The following is a 17,500-nucleotide window of genomic DNA, read 5'->3' as shown; positions in this document are numbered from 1 at the left end:
GTTACTCGATAATCTCAGCGCCTTGTAGTCCTTCTGGTCGATTGCCGGTTCCGACGTTGGTCGCCTGCCCAGATCAGGTAGGATTGGCGAAAATATCGGGGCAAGCACCAAAAACAAGGAAATCCCGGGTTGAAACTCAGTGATATCGCTCGCCTGGCCGGTGTGTCCGTCACCACCGCCAGTTACGTCATCAACGGCAAGGCCGAACAACAACGCATCAGCAACGCCACCGTGGAACGGGTGCGTGCGGTGGTGGAAGAACACGGCTTCACGCCCAACCCCCAGGCGGCCGGCTTACGCAGCCGGCACACCCGGACCTTGGGTTTCATTCTCCCGGACCTGGAAAACCCCAGCTACGCGCGGATCGCCAAGTTGCTGGAGCAAGGCGCCCGGGCCCGGGGTTATCAGTTGCTGATCGCCAGCTCCGACGACGCACCGGACAGCGAGCGGCAATTGCTCCAGCTGTTCCGTGCTCGGCGTTGCGATGCGCTGTTCGTCGCCAGTTGCCTGCCGCCGGAAGATGACAGCTACCAGCAATTGCAGGCCCAGGGCCTGCCGATCATCGCCATCGACCGGGTGATGCCGCCCGAGCTGTTCTGCTCGGTGATCAGCGACGACCTGCAAGCCAGCCTGCACCTGACCCAGAGCCTGTTGCAGCCCGAACCCAAGCAGATCGTGCTGATCGGCGCCCGCCCGGAGCTGAGCATCAGCCAGGAGCGCGCCGCCGGATTCCGCCAGGCCCTGCAAGGCTTCGGTGGCGAAGTGCTGATCGAGCACGGCGAAGCCTTCAGTCGTGATTGCGGCCGACAGTTGATGGAAGAGCTGCTGCAGCGCCTGGGCCATCTGCCGGATGCCCTGGTGACCACATCCTATGTGCTGCTGCAGGGCGTGTTCGACGCCTTGCACGACTTCCCGCTCAAATCCCGCCCGCTGCGCCTGGGCACCTTCGGTGATACCCAACTGCTGGACTTCTTGCCGCTGCCGGTCAACGCCATGGCCCAACAGCACCCACTGATCGCCGAGAAAGCCCTGCAACTGGCCCTGGCCGCCATCGAAGAGGGGCAATACCAGCCCGGCGTCCAGGCCATTGCCCGGACCTTCAAACAGCGTATCCAGCAGGATTGAACCGTGGAGCTGATCGACACCCACACCCATCTGGATTTTCCGGATTTCGACAATGACCGTGAGGCGCTGCTGGCCGACAGCCGCGCCCGGGGCGTCTCGCGAATGGTGGTGTTGGGGGTCTATCAGGCCAATTGGCAGCGCGTCTGGGATCTGGTGCAGTGCGACCCACAGTTATACGCCGCCTTTGGCCTGCACCCGGTCTATCTGGACGATCATCAGCCCGCCGACCTCAAGCAACTGGGGGACTGGTTGACGCGACTGGCGGGGCATCCGCAGCTGTGCGCGGTGGGCGAAATCGGCCTGGATTACTTTCTGGCACAACTGGACCGCGAACGCCAGCAGTCGCTGTTCGAAGCGCAGTTGCAACTGGCAGCCGATTTCCAGCTGCCCGCCCTGCTCCATGTGCGGCGTAGCCATGCGGCGGTGATCGCCACCTTGAAGGCGTTCAAACTCAAGCGTGGCGGGATCATCCACGCCTTTGCCGGCAGCCGCGAGGAAGCCCGGGAATACATCAAGCTGGGGTTCAAGCTGGGCCTGGGCGGCGCCGCTACCTGGCCTCAGGCATTGCGCTTGCGCAAGGTCCTCGCCGACCTGCCCCTGGAGTCCCTGGTGCTGGAGACCGACTCGCCGGACATGGCGCCCGCCATGTTTCCCGGCCAGCGCAACAGCCCGCAGCATTTACCGGCGATCTGCACCGCCCTGGCAGACATCATCGGCATCGCTCCCGAGCAACTGGCCAGCGCCAGCACCCGCAATGCCTGCGAGCTGTTCGGCTGGCCCTCAAGCGCGCCATAACGATCGCCCCCTCCCCGGTCAGACGCGAAACGCACCAATCAGCTGTTTCAACTGCACTACCTGGGCCGACAGCTGGCGGCTGGCATCCTCGGTCTGGTGCGCGCCCTCGGCGGTGCGTTCACCGGCACGATTGATCTCGACAATGTTCTGGTCGATGTCGTGAGCCACCGCCGTCTGCTGCTCCACGGCGGCGGCGATCTGTTGGTTCTGGTCGACGATCATGCCCACCGCGCCCAGGATATTTTCCAAGGCCTGCTGAACCTTTTCCGACTGGTCGACCGTGCCATTGGCCATGGCGTGACTGCTGCCCATGGCCTTGACCGCCGCGCTGACGCCGCCGTGGAGCTTGCCGATCATCTCCTCGATTTCTTCGGTGGATTGCTGAGTCCGCTTGGCCAGGGTCCGCACTTCATCGGCCACCACGGCAAAGCCCCTGCCTTGCTCGCCGGCGCGGGCGGCCTCGATGGCGGCATTCAGGGCCAGCAGGTTGGTCTGTTCGGCAATGCTCTTGATCACCTCCAGCACCCGACTGATGGCCTGGCTGTCGCTGGCCAACTGGTTGATCACCAGCACCGACTGATCGATCTCGCTGGCGAGCCGGGCAATGCTGCCCTGCTGGGACTCCACCAGACCGCGGCCACTGATGGTTTCATCATTGACGCTATGGGCGCTGCTGACCGCCGCCGCCGCGCTGCGAGCCACTTCCTGGGAGGTGGCGGACATCTGGTTCATGGCCGTGGCCACTTGTTCGATCTGGCTGCGCTGGCCGGCCACGGCCTGGTTGCTCTGGGCCGAGACGCTTTCCACTTGCCCGGCCTGGCGCTCGACTTCGCTGACGGTGTGGCCGACCCGTTCGATCAGGTCGTGGATCTTGCGCACTGTGCCGTTGAACACGCTGCCCAGTTCTCCCAACTCATCGCGGCTGTGGGCGGTGAAGGTGACGGTCATGTCCCCCGCCGCCACCTTGTCCATCATCGCTCCCAGACGCCGCAAGGTGGTGCGGGTCGACGCATAGAAACCGCCATACAGATAGACGATCGAGAGGAACACCAGGGCCAGGGCCGCCACCAGCAGCACCATGTGGCTACGGTTCTGCTCCAGGCGTTTTTGCAACTCGATGTCGAGGAACTTCAAGGTGCCTTCGTTGAGTTGATAGGTCTGTGCCATCAGGCTGCTGATCTGGTCGTAGAAACCCTGCCAGGGCGCGTCCAGGGTATCGGCCATCACCACCTGCTCTTCGAACAGTTCGCTGGCCTGCTTGAGGCTGCCTTTGCTGGCACTGGCGAGGCTGTCCAGCGCGTCGTGGGCGGCGCGGCTGGAGCCCAGCGCATCCTGCAGCTTGAGCCCGTACTCGGCCTGAAGCTTTTCGATCTGCACCAGCAGTTCATCGAAACGGGTGCTGGATGAAGAGTTGAGAAAGCCCTGGCCCAGGGAATAGGCGCCCATGGCCCGACCTTCTCCGAGGGTCTGGGTGACTTGCGGGGTGATGCTGGTGATCAGGTCGCTGAGCTGGCGGATGTCACCCTGGCCGTCGCGGCTGAGGCCCGACTGGCTGGCGATGATCTGACTGAACAGCTGCGCGCTGCCCAGAAGCTTGCCGATCAGCCCGCTTTTGTTCAGCAGCGAACTTTCCACCTGCTGGGCCTTGAAGGCCGCCACCAGCTCATCGCGCTTGGCATTGAACACCTCGACCTGCTGGGGATCGACGGTGACAGCCTGAAGAGCCTGCATGCGCTCGAGCACGGACTTTTCCAGGGCGACTATCTTGCCCTCCAGATCCCCGGCCTTGCCGGACTGACCGAGGCTGGCGTTGATTTGCACCAGATTGTTGAGGGTCTCCAGGTCCCGGCGCAGGCTCAGGCTACTGCCCAGCAAGTCGAGGCTTTGCAGCTCGACCCGGGTGCCCTGGAACTCCCGGTAGGAGTCGCGCACCAGATAGAAGTTGGTCACCAGCATGGGTAGAAAGAACAGCACGCTGATCAGACTGAACTTCATGCCGAAGCTCAGGCGATTCATCAGCGCGACAGCGGGATAGAGCAAGCTCTTCACAAGGAAGTCTCCCTTTTCTTTTATTGTTATGGGCAGGCAGGCGAAGGCAGCAGAAAGCCACTATTCGGCGCTCCGTCTGTATAGCTCAATTCCGGGGGAGGTTTTGTAACTTAAAGTTAACCGCTAGCGCGGCATCCAGGGGACCCTCGCCACGTCAGGCAAGAACGGTCCATAGGGCAAAACCGGCGTACCAGAGCACGGCCGCCCGCAGCAGCAGCTCCCAGATGCGGTCCAGGCTGTTGATACCTTCGGGTCCGGTCAAAGGAGGAGGAATTTCAGCGGCCACCAGGCCGACCTTCTCCACCAGTTGCGCAGCGCTGATGTGCCAATTGAGCAATTCGTGGAGCATCACCCGGCTCACGGCAACAAAGTTGCCCACCAGGGCGAAGCTCGCCGCCAGCAGGCGCACCGGCAACCAGTCGAAGGCATGGCGCAACTGCGCCGCACGCTCCACCAGGGCAGGGTTCTTGCCGTTGTCCGCAGCCAGGGCCAGCAAGCGATAGCTCAAGGCAGCCACCGGACCCAGCAGGAAGTACCAGAAAATCACCGCGAAGAAGCTCTGGAAGGCCTGCCATAGCAGGTAGCCCTGGACCCGCTCCAGCAGTTGCTCGCCACTGTCGGCGCCAATGTTCAGATCACGCTTGGCCACATGCACCGCCGCTTGCAGGTCCTCACGGCGCCAGGCATCGCGAAACGGTCCGAGGCCACCGAGCAAGTCGCCGCGGCCCAGGGCGTAGATCACCACCAGCAAATGCACCGGTAGGGCCAGCAGCCCGTAGGTGACAGGTTCCAGCACCAGCAGCAAGAGACCGAGCAAGGCCACCGGCAGCAACACCAGCACCAGCAACAGCCACCATGGATGCCCCGCCAGACGCGGGCTGGCCTCCAGGCGCGCCAACTCCTTCAGCCACCAGCCATCGCGCTGCACCCGCTGACGCAAGGCCGAGAACTTCTCGATCCACACCGCCAGCAGCAACACCAGAAAACTCATTGTCCTTCCCCCTTCTCCAAGGCGGCACGATAGCGTGCCCAATCGAAAGCCTGGCCCGGGTCGGTCTTGCGCCCGGGGGCGATGTCGCTATGACCACAAATCCGTTGTGGTGTGATGGCGCAGAAAGCCGCCTGTAATTGTTCGGTCAGGGCACTCAGGGAGCGGTACTGGGCGTCGGTGAAAGGCAGTTCGTCAGTGCCCTCCAGTTCGATGCCCAGGGAAAAGTCGTTGCACGTGTCCCGCCCCTCGAAGCTCGACACTCCCGCGTGCCAGGCCCGGTCCAGACAAGAGACAAACTGGGTGACCGCGCCGTCACGCTCGATCAGAAAATGCGCGGACACGCGCAAGTCGGCGATCCCGGAAAAATAAGGATGCTCTGTGACATCAAGGCGATTCTGAAAGAATTCCTGCACCTTGCCGGTGCCGAACTGCCCCGGCGGCAGACTGATGTTATGAATCACCAACAGGGAGATCTCGCCTGCCGGGCGTTCATTGAAATTGACTGACGGGCAGTGCCGTACGCCGTGACACCAACCCGTGGCAGGGTCCAGCCGCATACCGACTCCTTCAACTAAAGCCTTGAGTGGCCCAGTATGCCGCGTTACCCCCTCGGGTTGCGATCACTTGCCGTGATTGAGTCGCTGCAGATTGCCGATCACCGATTCCAGGGCTCGGTCGAACAGCAAGGTATCGTCCAGCGCCCGCACCGAGCCACGCTGAAACTCCAGGGCCAGGCCCATGCGCGTACGCTCCAGGACCTTCATCCCGGTGCGGTTGACGAATACGTACTTGGCCACGGGATGGGGGACAATCGCCGCCAGTTTGCAGCGCAGGGTATTGTCCTCGTCCTCTTGAAACTCGACCCAGCCCCCCAAGCGCAGCTGCTCCACTTGCAGCACGCTGGGGTCATTCGCCGGCAGGACCAGAGGCGCTGCTTCCAGGGGGCCTTCTTCGGCGCTGGGCAGGACGATCTCCTGGGCCACCACTATCAGGTCGGTATGCTCGGCCTCCAGGGTCACCACTCGCTGTTGCGGTGCCAGGGCTTCACGCTCGAATGCCTGCAGATGCAGAAGCTCCAGCTGGCTGAAGAACTCGCTGGTGGCGAAGGGATCGAAAGCAGCGCCGCTCAAGCCGTCTCGCAGGCCCTTGAGCAGTCCCGGCACCAGGGCCAGCAAGCGCATCGCGGTATCCGGCTGCTCGTGGCGTTGCACACTCCAGATCAGCTCGTTCATGGTCCCCTCGGCGGTGTGCCACTCGGCAGAATCATCACCGTGCTTCAGGCAACTGAGCAACAGCACCTGGCTCCAGGCATCGCGAACAAAATCCACCACTTTCTGCGGCAGCACCTTGCCCAGCAGCGCTTCGTTGAGCGCCTGCTCCACCCGCCGTCTCGCCAGCTCCGCCCTGGCCCGGCCCTCCTCGGCATCCCGGGTACGTTGCTCCAGCAACTCCGCCCGGCGCCGCTCATCGGCGGTGAAGGCAAGAAAGTCTGCCAGCAACTCGGAGAAAATCGCCGGGTCGTCGGTGAATTCGCTCAGCAGGCGCTGCACCACCTGCTCGATACGCAAGTACAGGCTGTCACGCTGATGATCATCGCAGCCGCCCCAGCCCATCGCGGCAGCGGCGATTTCATTGAGCAGGCGCCGCGCCGGGTGGTTGCCGCGACTGAAGAAACTCTTGTCCAGCACCGCCACCTTGAGCATGGGAATCTGCAGGCGTCCGATCAGCGCCTTGAGGGACTCCGGCAGGTTGCGGTCGTCGAGGATGCACTCGAAGAGCATGGCGATCAGGTTGATCACGTCCTCGTCGGCAACATCCACGACCCGGGACTTGCCGCTCTTGACGCTGACCCGGGTGAGCAGTTGTTCCAGCTGATTGCGCAGGTCGAAATCTTCCTGGGCACTGGGGGCCGGCACGTACTGCTGCAAATGGGACAGCAGGCGCATGAGGTCACGGGTCGAAATCGGTTGGGTTTCGGCGCTGGCCTCCAGGGTCGGTGCAACGCTGCCGCGCACATGCAGGAGCAGTGTCTGCAAGGCCGCGAAGACTTCCTGCACGCTCTCGTCGAGCGGGCTCTGGCCCGGCTTGTGCCCACTGCCATCGACGGTGGCGGTCTGGGCTTCAGCCTGGGCTCGATCGGAGGCCCGACGCGCTGGGGCCGGCATCAGCTCTGGCAGGATTCCGGTGGCAATCAACAGCTGATTGGCTTCGCCATAGAGCAGTTCGGCATCGCTGAGCACGTACCGTTCGAACAGCTTGAGGATGATCAACTTGACCTTGATCTCCACCCCCAGGCTGCGTCCGGCCTGGAGGAAGTACTCACAGAGCAGCGCCGGAGCCAGAGGATTTTCCGCATCCGCCAAGCGTCGGCCCAGCAGCACGCCCAGGCGCGCCGTCAGTTGCCCGAGGGCGAAGCCGTCCCGGTTGAGAACCTTGGCCACCATGGCATCCACGGCCACGGTCTTTTCCAGGTCATCCTGGGAAGGGTCAAGAGAAGGGTCGTAAGCCACTGCATGGGGAATGACCAGGGCCGGGTCGTACTGCACCAGACCGGCGAAGGCTTCGAAAAACTTCTCCAGAAAACCGCGTTCGATGCTTTTGCGCTTCAAGCGCAGGTCGCGCATGGCTTCAAACAGGGTGTTCTGCTCAACGTTGTTCTGTGCCCGATCGGCCATCTCGAACAGCGTGTCGTCGGCGTTATCGAACAACTCCTGCAAACCGTGACGCAACTGCTGGGCGGCCTTGTCTCGAACCTGAAGCAGAATCACCGGCAGGCGGGCAAGCGGCGAAGCGGTCGCCTGATCTGTAGCCGCCTTGTGCAAAGGCACTACATTCCCGTCGTTGTGCATCCAAGCCTCCTGGAAAGGTGTTTCTTCGGTTCGAGATCAAGGTTCAGTCAAGCCAACGACGCTCACAGTCGGCTCTCAGCGGAAGCAAATGCATTCCACTGCACTTTATTTAAGGGGGAGCCAAAGATACGTCAAAGCTATGACGTCAATTACAAGTCATATTATCTTGTAAAAGTCCCCTCTTACGCCAGCAGACTCTGTCGCCTATCCGGAAATAACCCTCAGACCAACGAGAAAATTCACTCATACCCATCAGACAAAGCGACGAAAGACAGGTTCGTCAAAGGCTCGCCGACATTTGCCACCTTGGGTTCGCCGATCCCATGCCCCTATAATCGGCGCACTTAGTTTGTGGAGCCCGTTATGCCGAATCTACGCCTCGCCGACCTGACCGCCGAAATAGAAGCCAACGTACGCCGCGCGTTACTGGAAGACATCGGCAGCGGCGACATCACCGCGCAGTTGATCCCGGCCGAACGTCTGGCCAAAGCCACCATCATCACTCGCGAAGCGGCGGTCATCGCCGGTACGGCCTGGGTGGATGCGGTGTTCCGCCAGCTGGACCCGCGGGTTGCCGTGCACTGGCAAGTGGCTGACGGCGAGCGAGTGGTACCCAATCAGGCGCTGTTCCACTTGGAAGGCCCGGCACGTTCATTGCTCACCGGCGAACGCAGCGCGCTGAACTTCCTGCAGCTGCTATCCGGCGTGGCCACCCGTGCCCAATATCTGGCCGACTTTGTCGCCGATACCCAGGTCAAGCTGCTGGATACCCGCAAGACCCTTCCCGGCCTGCGCCTGGCCCAGAAGTACGCGGTCACCTGCGGTGGCTGCCACAACCACCGCATCGGTCTGTATGACGCCTTCCTGATCAAGGAAAACCACATCGCAGCCTGTGGCGGCATCGCCCAGGCCGTCAGCGCCGCCCACAAGATCGCCCCGGGCAAGCCGGTGGAAGTGGAAGTGGAAAGTCTTGGGGAATTGAAGGAAGCGCTGGCAGCCGGTGCCGACATCATCATGCTCGATGAACTGAGCCTGGACGATATGCGCGAGGCCGTGCGCCTGAATGCCGGCAAGGCCAAGCTGGAAGCCAGCGGGGGAATCAACGAAAGCACCTTGCGCCCGATTGCCGAAACCGGGGTGGACTACATTTCCATCGGTGCCATGACCAAGGATGTGAAAGCCCTGGACCTGTCCATGCGCTTGAGCATCTGATCCATGAAAAACGCCAGCCTGGTTAAGGCTGGCGTCGGGTTCAACTGTCGATCTCGTTGAGCTGCAGATAATCCTCAAGGTCCATGCCCAGCGCTTCAGCAACCTCCTGATGCACTTCCAGGCGCATGGCCTTCAACTCCTCCGGTGTCTCGGCCACCAGATCGAGCACCAGCTCCCACGGCTCGATGCCGCGAGACTCCGCCTCGTCCTCAAAGGCCCATTGCGCCTGCTGCTTCTGTTCTTCGGGGCTCAGGGCGTTGATTTCTTCTTGCAAGGAAGGCGTGGCAGCCAGGTACCTTTCAAGCGCTACGTCGATTCTTGCCTCTTTAGGAATCATCTCGTTCTCTCTGATCGTGGGAATGGAAGATGGATCTGGATCGTTGGGATCTCTCTGCCGCAAAAAATCGTTGCAACCGCCGATTTATCTGGCCTTCAGAACCATTCGGGATCATCTGAAAACAGCATGCTGGTACTCAGACAGAAACCGAATATAGGACCTTTGGCCGACGATTTATATGACCTGATGCACCGATGAGAGAGAAATCGGCGGATTTGCGGACCATCACCAGACACAGACTCGCCAGAAACCTCAGGAAACAAGGTTACGCCCTAGAAAACCAAGATTGGCAACGACAAAGAAAAGCTTACAAGCGCCAAGGTAATCACGAAGGCAGGTGAATACCTCATCCCCATGACCTTGGCCTTGGCCTTTGCCTCTGGCGATTGGCTTACACCGGTTCACAAGAAAGTGCTATTTGCACTCAGCCCGTAGTTGTTCCTTTTCTCAAGCAAACGCCTGCCTTGCCGAGCTCGAAAAATCTTCTTAGATTTTCTAGGATGTCGTACTTCTGAATTGTCCCATTGGTGGCAATATTCATTTCAGCCTTGGTCACCCACAAGTGTCCTTCCTTGCCTTGATTAGGAATAACGGAGAGCACGATATTAAATCTTCTAGCTTCAGCAGGTGTCGCGGATGCCTTAGGCTCATAGAAGTTAAAAATCAGTTCGTTATCGTCATTGGGTGAGACGCTTTGCGCACTGACAACAGGCAGTCCAGCCTTCGAAGCTGTTGGAAAATTAGCTGAGTACAATACGCCTGTGCCCCGTACATCTTTGGTTATTTCCAAATAATATTGTTCACGATCTTTCGCATTCGCTGGAGTGGTGCATTCTTCGCCCTCCGTTGCAAAGTACTGTCCCTCAAACTCATACGAAGGGGCTTTCTCACAGGCTGCAAGGGCCAGAGACACTATTCCGATTAACGCCAACTTCCACTTCTTCACGCTGAACACTCCATGATTCCCGGGCGTCATTATGGGCAATACCGCTCAATCAACAACAAACTACAGCACTGCCTACTGAATAGAACAGCAGCATCTAAAACTTCCAGAACAAGCCACAGAGACTTTCAATAAGGACTTATGGATACAACCGACGAACTCAAAACAAGTTAAACCTGCCTACCGGCATTTCTTAGAGAAGTATCTTTCGAGGGCACTCATTCAGCGCTAGGCGGACTTTGCTGGAGGGGCCGTACATTCGCAAACCGCTCAAAACTCGATATCTGGTGCCGGAGACAGGAATCGAACCTGCGACCTTCGCGTTACGAGTGCGCTGCTCTACCGACTGAGCTACACCGGCGTGGGCTAAAAACTAGCACCCGCGCCCTGGGCCGGCAACCGAGAGGCTGTTATCGCAGATAGCAAAACGCCCCGAACCAGTCGGGGCGCTTGCTTGTTCAGCGTAAGGCTAAAGGGTGATTAAACGCCCGAAGCCTTGGCTGCTGCCACGTCTTTGATGGACAGCTTGATACGGCCGCGGTTGTCCACGTCCAGTACCAGCACTTCCACTTCCTGACCTTCTTTCAGAATGTCGGTGACTTTCTCAACGCGAGCGTCGCTCAGCATGGAGATGTGCACCAGACCATCCTTGCCCGGCAGGATGTTGACGAAGGCGCCGAAGTCGACGATGCGCTCAACCTTGCCGACGTAGATCTTGCCGATCTCGGCTTCCGCGGTGATGCCCAGAACGCGCTGACGCGCGGCCTCTGCAGCTTCCTTGGTTTCGCCGAAGATCTTGATCGAACCGTCGTCTTCGATATCGATCGAAGCCTTGGTTTCTTCACAGATCGCACGAATGGTGGCGCCGCCTTTACCGATGACATCACGGATTTTGTCGGTGTCGATCTTCATCGCGATCATGGTCGGTGCGTTGGCCGACAGTTCGGTACGGGACTGCCCGATGATCTGGTTCATCTGACCGAGGATGTTCAGGCGAGCTTCCAGGGCTTGGCCCAGGGCGATCTCCATGATTTCTTCGGTGATGCCCTTGATCTTGATGTCCATCTGCAGCGCGGTGACGCCTTTGGCGGTACCGGCTACCTTGAAGTCCATGTCGCCCAGGTGGTCTTCGTCACCCAGGATGTCGGTCAGGACGGCGAACTTCTCGCCTTCTTTAACCAGGCCCATGGCGATACCGGCAACCGGTGCCTTCATCGGTACACCAGCGTCCATCAGCGCCAGGGAAGCACCGCAAACGGAGGCCATGGAGCTGGAACCGTTGGATTCGGTGATTTCCGATACTACGCGGATGGTGTAAGGGAACACGTCAGCGGCTGGCAGCATGGCCTGGACCGAACGACGAGCCAGACGGCCGTGACCGATTTCACGACGACCAGCGCCGCCCATGCGACCACACTCGCCCACCGAGAACGGAGGGAAGTTGTAGTGCAGCATGAAGGGGTCTTTCTTCTCGCCTTCCAGGGTGTCCAGCAGCTGTGCGTCACGGGCAGTACCCAGGGTCGCAACCACCAGGGCCTGAGTTTCGCCACGGGTGAACAGGGCCGAACCGTGAGTCTTGGGCAGTACGCCGACTTCGATGTTCAGCGGACGTACGGTGCGGGTGTCGCGGCCGTCGATACGTGGCTTGCCGTTGACGATGTTTTCGCGAACGGTGCGGTATTCGATCTCGCCGAAAGCGGCTTTGACGTCGGCAGCCGAAGGCTGGCCTTCTTCGCCGGAGAGCTTGGCGACCACCTGGTCTTTCAGCTCGCCCAGGCGAGCGTAACGGTCAGCCTTGACGGTGATGGTGTAAGCCTGGGAGATGGCTTCGCCGAACTCGGCACGGATAGCACCCAGCAGTTCGGTGGCTTCTGGAGCAGCAGCCCAGTCCCAGGTAGGTTTGGCAGCTTCGGCAGCCAGCTCTTTGACAGCCTTGATCACCGACTGGAATTCATCGTGGGCGAACAGTACAGCGCCCAGCATTTGGTCTTCGGTCAGCTCTTTGGCTTCCGATTCAACCATCAGGACGGCTTCTTCGGTACCGGCCACGACCATGTCCAGACTGGATGCCTGAAGCTGCTCGTAGGTCGGGTTCAGCAGGTAGCCGGTGCTTTCGTGGAAAGCCACACGAGCGGCGCCGATCGGGCCGTCGAAAGGAATGCCGGAAATGGCCAGGGCAGCCGAGGTACCGATCATCGCAGCGATGTCCGGATCGGTCTTCTTGCTGGTGGAAACCACGGTGCAGACAACCTGCACTTCGTTCATGAAGCCTTCTGGAAACAGAGGGCGGATCGGACGGTCGATCAGACGCGAGGTCAGGGTTTCTTTCTCGGAAGGACGGCCTTCGCGCTTGAAGAAACCGCCAGGGATCTTACCGGCAGCGTAAGTCTTTTCCTGGTAGTGCACAGACAGAGGGAAGAAGCCCTTGCCTGGATCCGCTTGCTTGGCGCCAACCACGGTCACCAATACGCTGACGTCGTCGTCAACGGTGACCAATACTGCGCCGGAGGCTTGACGGGCGATACGGCCAGTCTCGAGGGTTACGGTCGACTGACCGAACTGGAATTTTTTGATTACCGGGTTCACGGTGTCCTACCTTCTTTGTGGCTCTTGGGGAAACTTGCTTCTTGCGAAATTCTTGGGCAATGCGGGGAATCGGCCCAGCCTTTATTGTCCAGGTAAAACAGTGCAGCAGATAAAACTTGAGGCTGGAAGCCTGCCATACGCCGGCGGAAAAACCGCTGACGCATGGCAAACAACCAACCTCATAGCGCAATCGCTGATTAGCGACGCAGACCCAGACGACCGATCAGGGTGCTGTAACGGCTCAGGTCTTTGCCTTTCAGGTAGTCCAGCAGCTTACGACGCTGGTTTACCATGCGGATCAGGCCACGACGGGAGTGGTGGTCTTTACCGTTGGCTTTGAAGTGACCTTGCAGTTTGTTGATGTTGGCGGTCAGCAGTGCAACTTGCACTTCTGGCGAACCAGTGTCACCAACAGCTTGCTGGTAGTCGGTTACGATCTGAGCTTTTTCTTCAACGCTGAGTGCCATGTGGGCAATCCTTATATCAGGAAACTGTTCAAGAACAGTTTCAACAGGCCAGGGACAAATCCCTGTATCTATAAATGAGTAGTGACCGTGCCTGTTAACAGCCACCCTCGTCCGGTCATTCTGACCGAATCAGTCGACGCGGCGCGATGCGCCCGTCTTCGCTCACTTCACCGATACCGATGAAGCGACCGTTGTGATCCTGTACCCGCACCATGCCGAACTTCGGTGCATCCGGGGCACGTACCGGCTGGCCATTGAGCCAGTAGAACGCGCTGTGCTCCGAGAACTGCAGCAGCGGCCAATCCAGCAAGCCGCTGTCCGATGGCATCAGGAAGCGGTCTACCGCTTCGTTGCCGCCTTCGGCGTGCACTGCTTCGAGCTCTTCCAGGGTGACCGTCTGGGCCAGGCTGAAAGGTCCGGCCTGGGTCCGCCGCAGTTCTGCAACGTAAGCACCACAGCCGAGTTTTTCACCGATATCTTCCACCAGGGTACGGATATAGGTGCCTTTGCTGCAGTCCACCGCCAGGCGGGCAGTGTCGCCTTCGCAGGCGAGTAATTCCAAGCGCGCAATAGTAACAGAACGCGGTTCGCGCTCCACCACTTCCCCTGCACGAGCCAGTTTGTAGAGTGGCTGGCCATCACGCTTGAGGGCGGAGTACATCGGCGGTATCTGTTTGATTTCGCCACGAAATTCCGGCAATACCGCTTCGATATCGGCACGACCAACGGTCACTTCACGGGTCTGCAAAACTTCGCCTTCAGCGTCCGCAGTGGTGGTGGTCTTGCCCAACTGCGCCAGGGTTTCGTAACCCTTGTCGGAGTCGAGCAGGTATTGCGAAAACTTGGTGGCCTCGCCGAAGCACAGCGGCAGGACGCCAGTGGCCAACGGATCGAGACTGCCGGTGTGACCGGCCTTCTCGGCATTGAGCAACCAGCGGACCTTCTGCAGGGCCGCGTTAGAGGTGAAGCCCAGCGGCTTGTCCAGAAGGATGATGCCGCTGACGTTACGACGGATACGCTTGACCTGAGCCACCGCTTACTCCTTGGCGTCTTCAGGGGCAGGCGCGTCGCCATGCTGGCTGTCTTCAGCCACGGCACGCTCGATCAGGGCCGACAGGTGCGCCCCGCGGGCCACGCTTTCGTCGTAATGGAAGTGCAGTTGCGGCACGCTGCGCAGCTTCATTTCCTTGGCCAGTTGCATGCGCAGGAAACCTGCCGCCGAGTTCAGCACCTTGATGCTCTGGGCGATCTCTTCGGCGTTTTCCTGGCCCATCACGGTGATGAAGATCTTCGCATGACCGACATCGCGGCTGACTTCCACGGCGGTGATAGTCACCAGGCCGACGCGTGGATCTTTGACTTCGCGACGGATCAGCTGCGCCAGTTCGCGCTGCATCTGATCACCGATACGTTGGGTACGGCTGTATTCTTTTGCCATGTCTTGTTACCTGTTACTGCCTCACGGCGAAAGCCGTGTGGTCTGAAAGCGGCAAACGCCCGGCCTGGCAGGAGCCAGACCGGGCGTTGCGTTTAGAGGCCGCTGGCGATGCCGTGCATGGACATGCTACGGGCCACCAGGGCTCTTGAAGTGCGCGAGTTAGAGGCTGCGAGCAACCTGGACCTTCTCGAAGACTTCGATCTTGTCACCGACTTTGACGTCGTTGTAGCTCTTCACGCCGATACCGCATTCCATGCCGGCACGTACTTCGGAAGCGTCATCCTTGAAGCGGCGCAGGGATTCCAGCTCGCCTTCGAAGATAACGATGTCTTCACGCAGTACACGGATTGGACGGTTACGGTGCACGACACCTTCGATGACCATGCAACCGGCAATCGCGCCAAACTTCGGCGAGCGGAACACGTCGCGAACTTCGGCAACACCCAGGATGTTCTCCCGAACGTCGCTGCCCAACATACCGGTCAGGGCTTTCTTGACGTCTTCGATGATGTCGTAGATCACGTTGTAGTAACGCATATCCAGACCTTCCTGCTCGACGATCTTCCGTGCGCCGGCATCAGCACGCACGTTGAAGCCGAACAGTACAGCGTTGGAGGCCAGTGCCAGGTTGGCGTCGCTCTCGGTGATACCACCGACGCCGCCGCCCACTACACGCACTTGCACTTCGTCGTTGCCCAGGCCGTTCAGAGCGCCTTGCAGAGCTTCCAACGAACCACGGACGTCGGATTTGAGGACGATGTTGAGCGTCTTCTTCTCTTCCTGGCCCATGCTTTCGAAGATGTTTTCCAGCTTGCCGGCGTGAGCACGGGCCAGCTTGACTTCGCGGAACTTGCCTTGACGGAACAGAGCCACTTCACGGGCTTTCTTCTCGTCGGCCACTACGCTCATCTCATCGCCAGCGTCCGGAGTACCGTCCAGGCCGAGGATCTCGACCGGGATGGAAGGACCGGCTTCCTTGATTGGCTTGCCGTTCTCATCGAGCATGGCGCGCACGCGGCCATAGTTCGAGCCGACCAGTACCATGTCGCCTTGACGCAGGGTACCGTCTTGAACCAGCACGGTCGCTACCGGGCCACGGCCCTTGTCGAGACGGGATTCCACCACGACACCACGACCTGGGGCCGAAGGAGTCGCCTTGAGTTCCAGTACTTCAGCCTGCAGCAGGACGGCTTCCAGCAGGTCGTCGACGCCGGTACCCATTTTCGCGGAAACCGGTACGAACGGAGTATCGCCACCCCAATCTTCCGAGGTCACGCCGTGAACCGAGAGTTCACTGCGGATACGGTCCAGATCGGCGCCTGGCTTATCGATCTTGTTCACGGCGACTACCAGCGGTACGCCGGCTGCCTGTGCGTGCTGAACGGCTTCAATGGTCTGCGGCATCACGCCGTCGTCCGCTGCAACCACCAGGATCACGATGTCGGTAGCCTTGGCACCACGGGCACGCATGGCGGTAAACGCGGCGTGACCAGGGGTGTCGAGGAAGGTGACCATGCCACGCTCGGTTTCTACGTGGTAGGCACCGATGTGCTGTGTAATACCACCAGCTTCGCCCGCGGCGACTTTGGCGCGACGAATGTAGTCCAGCAGCGAGGTCTTACCGTGGTCAACGTGGCCCATTACAGTCACGACCGGCGCACGGGCAACCGCTTCACCTTCGAACTTCAGGGACTCGGCCAGGGAATCTTCCAAGGCGGTGTCGCTGACCAGGGTCACTTTGTGGCCCAGTTCTTCAGCAACCAGCTGGGCAGTTTCCTGATCCAGAACCTGGTTGATGGTGGCTGGAGTGCCCAGCTTGAACATGAACTTGATGATTTCAGCAGCCTTGACCGACATCTGCTGGGCGAGATCGCCAACAGTGATGGTCTCACCGATCTTCACTTCACGCACGACAGGGCCGGTTGGGCTCTGGAAACCGTGAGCGTTGCGTTTCTTCAGCTTGGCCTTGCCACGACCACCACGACGGAAGCCATCGCTTTCTTCGTCGGTGGTACGTGGGGCAACGCGCGGCGCAGGCGCCTTCTCCTTGACCGAAGCACGATGCGGAGCGTTTTTGCGCTCACCATCGCCACTGCCGCGACGATTGTTATCGTCTGCACGTGGTTTGTCCGGACGGCGCTGCTCGTCTTTCTTGCGCACGTCAGCCACAGGAGCCGGAGCGGCTACCGGGGCGTCTTGCACAGGCTCGGCGGCAACTGGCGCAGAAGCCGGGGCTGCAACCGCGTCAGCGACTGCAGTTTCGGCAACTGGAGCAGGCTGGCGACGCGCTTCTTCTTCGGCGCGACGCTTGGCTTCTTCTTCAGCCTTCTGACGGGCAGCATTTTCTACTGCGCGACGTTCTTCCAGTTCGCGTTGACGCTCGGCTTCGATTTCTTCCGGGCTGCGCTGCACGAAGACTTTCTTCTTGCGCACTTCAACGCTGATGCTCTTGCTGCCAGCGACACGCAGGGTGCTGGTGGTCTTGCGCTGCAAAGTAATTTTGCGTGGTTCTTCCACTTTCGCCTTGTGGCTGCTTTTCAGATGAGTCAGCAACGACTGCTTCTCACTGTCGCTCACATGTTCCTCGGCGGCGGTGTGCGGCAGACCTGCCTCACGCATCTGCTGCAGCAGGCGCTCTACCGGTGTTTTGACCTCATCGGCCAGTTGTTTCACCGTGACTTGCGTCATGCACTTCTCTCCTCAGGCCG

At 60.0% G+C, this 17,500-nt stretch carries 14 protein-coding genes, 1 tRNA gene and 1 pseudogene; 3 read left to right on the top strand and 13 right to left on the bottom strand.

What is annotated here, in order from left to right:
• Positions 1-129 precede the first annotated feature (129 nt).
• A complete protein-coding gene (cra, locus tag ACSSVC_RS08090; RefSeq protein WP_446439059.1) occupies positions 130-1,125 on the top strand; it encodes a catabolite repressor/activator in 996 nt (331 codons plus the stop codon).
• A gap of 3 nt (positions 1,126-1,128) precedes the next feature.
• Positions 1,129-1,920, top strand: coding sequence for a TatD family hydrolase (locus tag ACSSVC_RS08085; protein WP_346633661.1), 792 nt, complete (start codon positions 1,129-1,131; stop codon positions 1,918-1,920).
• Between the two features lie 18 nt (positions 1,921-1,938).
• Here ACSSVC_RS08085 and ACSSVC_RS08080 read toward each other — a convergent pair whose 3' ends face one another.
• The 5 genes and pseudogenes from ACSSVC_RS08080 to ACSSVC_RS08060 all read right to left on the bottom strand — a co-directional run bounded on the left by ACSSVC_RS08080 (position 1,939) and on the right by ACSSVC_RS08060 (position 7,809).
• On the bottom strand, positions 1,939-2,643 hold the full coding sequence (locus ACSSVC_RS08080; RefSeq protein ID WP_404939911.1) for a methyl-accepting chemotaxis protein: 705 nt from the start codon (positions 2,641-2,643) through the stop codon (positions 1,939-1,941).
• 153 nt (positions 2,644-2,796) lie between these two features.
• Positions 2,797-3,000, bottom strand: a pseudogene (locus tag ACSSVC_RS08075) (HAMP domain-containing protein); the annotation flags it as partial.
• A gap of 1,123 nt (positions 3,001-4,123) precedes the next feature.
• Positions 4,124-4,960 (bottom strand): regulatory signaling modulator protein AmpE, encoded by an 837-nt coding sequence (ampE, locus tag ACSSVC_RS08070; protein WP_492612150.1) that lies wholly within the window; start codon positions 4,958-4,960, stop codon positions 4,124-4,126.
• Positions 4,957-5,517: a 1,6-anhydro-N-acetylmuramyl-L-alanine amidase AmpD gene (gene ampD / locus ACSSVC_RS08065; RefSeq protein ID WP_346633664.1), complete on the bottom strand. Its 561-nt coding sequence runs from the start codon at positions 5,515-5,517 to the stop codon at positions 4,957-4,959. Before ampD ends, ampE begins: the two co-directional genes overlap by 4 nt.
• A 63-nt stretch (positions 5,518-5,580) precedes the next feature.
• Entirely contained in the window at positions 5,581-7,809 is a 2,229-nt protein-coding gene (locus tag ACSSVC_RS08060; RefSeq protein WP_492612149.1) for a DUF1631 domain-containing protein, read from the bottom strand.
• 363 nt (positions 7,810-8,172) lie between these two features.
• Between ACSSVC_RS08060 and nadC the strand changes: the two genes are divergently transcribed.
• Positions 8,173-9,021 carry a carboxylating nicotinate-nucleotide diphosphorylase gene (nadC, locus tag ACSSVC_RS08055; protein WP_346633666.1) on the top strand — a complete coding sequence of 283 codons (849 nt, stop codon included), beginning with the start codon at positions 8,173-8,175 and terminating at the stop codon, positions 9,019-9,021.
• A 40-nt stretch (positions 9,022-9,061) separates the two neighbouring features.
• Here the strand turns inward: nadC and ACSSVC_RS08050 are convergent, their stop codons facing one another.
• The 8 genes from ACSSVC_RS08050 to infB form a co-directional block, all read right to left on the bottom strand.
• The gene (locus ACSSVC_RS08050; RefSeq protein WP_185073817.1) at positions 9,062-9,358 is read right to left on the bottom strand and encodes a DUF6388 family protein; all 297 of its coding nucleotides are present in this window, start codon (positions 9,356-9,358) and stop codon (positions 9,062-9,064) included.
• 424 nt (positions 9,359-9,782) lie between these two features.
• Positions 9,783-10,304 (bottom strand): hypothetical protein, encoded by a 522-nt coding sequence (locus ACSSVC_RS08045; protein ID WP_492612148.1) that lies wholly within the window; start codon positions 10,302-10,304, stop codon positions 9,783-9,785.
• A 282-nt stretch (positions 10,305-10,586) separates the two neighbouring features.
• Positions 10,587-10,662, bottom strand: a tRNA-Thr gene (locus ACSSVC_RS08040).
• Positions 10,663-10,781: 119 nt separating this feature from the next.
• The gene (pnp, locus tag ACSSVC_RS08035; protein ID WP_346633668.1) at positions 10,782-12,887 is read right to left on the bottom strand and encodes a polyribonucleotide nucleotidyltransferase; all 2,106 of its coding nucleotides are present in this window, start codon (positions 12,885-12,887) and stop codon (positions 10,782-10,784) included.
• 197 nt (positions 12,888-13,084) lie between these two features.
• Positions 13,085-13,354: a 30S ribosomal protein S15 gene (gene rpsO, locus ACSSVC_RS08030; protein ID WP_011059205.1), complete on the bottom strand. Its 270-nt coding sequence runs from the start codon at positions 13,352-13,354 to the stop codon at positions 13,085-13,087.
• A gap of 115 nt (positions 13,355-13,469) precedes the next feature.
• Entirely contained in the window at positions 13,470-14,387 is a 918-nt protein-coding gene (gene truB / locus ACSSVC_RS08025) for a tRNA pseudouridine(55) synthase TruB (protein ID WP_058438936.1), read from the bottom strand.
• Positions 14,388-14,390: 3 nt separating this feature from the next.
• The gene (rbfA, locus tag ACSSVC_RS08020; protein WP_016967778.1) at positions 14,391-14,792 is read right to left on the bottom strand and encodes a 30S ribosome-binding factor RbfA; all 402 of its coding nucleotides are present in this window, start codon (positions 14,790-14,792) and stop codon (positions 14,391-14,393) included.
• A gap of 159 nt (positions 14,793-14,951) precedes the next feature.
• Positions 14,952-17,480 (bottom strand): translation initiation factor IF-2, encoded by a 2,529-nt coding sequence (gene infB, locus ACSSVC_RS08015; RefSeq protein WP_346633669.1) that lies wholly within the window; start codon positions 17,478-17,480, stop codon positions 14,952-14,954.
• Between the last annotated feature and the right edge of the window lie 20 nt (positions 17,481-17,500).

The sequence above is a fragment of the Pseudomonas sp. E1BtOHC1 genome (assembly GCF_058744285.1).
Note: the sequence above shows the minus strand (reverse complement) of the source record. Positions and strands in the feature narration are given on the sequence as shown.

What these genes read in the sequence shown, in the direction of transcription:
- ACSSVC_RS08080 (WP_404939911.1), bottom strand. Translation starts at nt 2,643, where the DNA reads ATGTCCGCCACCTCCCAGGAAGTGGCTCGCAGCGCGGCGGCGGCGGTC.
- ampE (WP_492612150.1), bottom strand. Translation starts at nt 4,960, where the DNA reads ATGAGTTTTCTGGTGTTGCTGCTGGCGGTGTGGATCGAGAAGTTCTCG.
- ampD (WP_346633664.1), bottom strand. Translation starts at nt 5,517, where the DNA reads ATGCGGCTGGACCCTGCCACGGGTTGGTGTCACGGCGTACGGCACTGC.
- ACSSVC_RS08060 (WP_492612149.1), bottom strand. Translation starts at nt 7,809, where the DNA reads ATGCACAACGACGGGAATGTAGTGCCTTTGCACAAGGCGGCTACAGAT.
- nadC (WP_346633666.1), top strand. Translation starts at nt 8,173, where the DNA reads ATGCCGAATCTACGCCTCGCCGACCTGACCGCCGAAATAGAAGCCAAC.
- ACSSVC_RS08050 (WP_185073817.1), bottom strand. Translation starts at nt 9,358, where the DNA reads ATGATTCCTAAAGAGGCAAGAATCGACGTAGCGCTTGAAAGGTACCTG.
- rpsO (WP_011059205.1), bottom strand. Translation starts at nt 13,354, where the DNA reads ATGGCACTCAGCGTTGAAGAAAAAGCTCAGATCGTAACCGACTACCAG.
- rbfA (WP_016967778.1), bottom strand. Translation starts at nt 14,792, where the DNA reads ATGGCAAAAGAATACAGCCGTACCCAACGTATCGGTGATCAGATGCAG.
- infB (WP_346633669.1), bottom strand. Translation starts at nt 17,480, where the DNA reads ATGACGCAAGTCACGGTGAAACAACTGGCCGATGAGGTCAAAACACCG.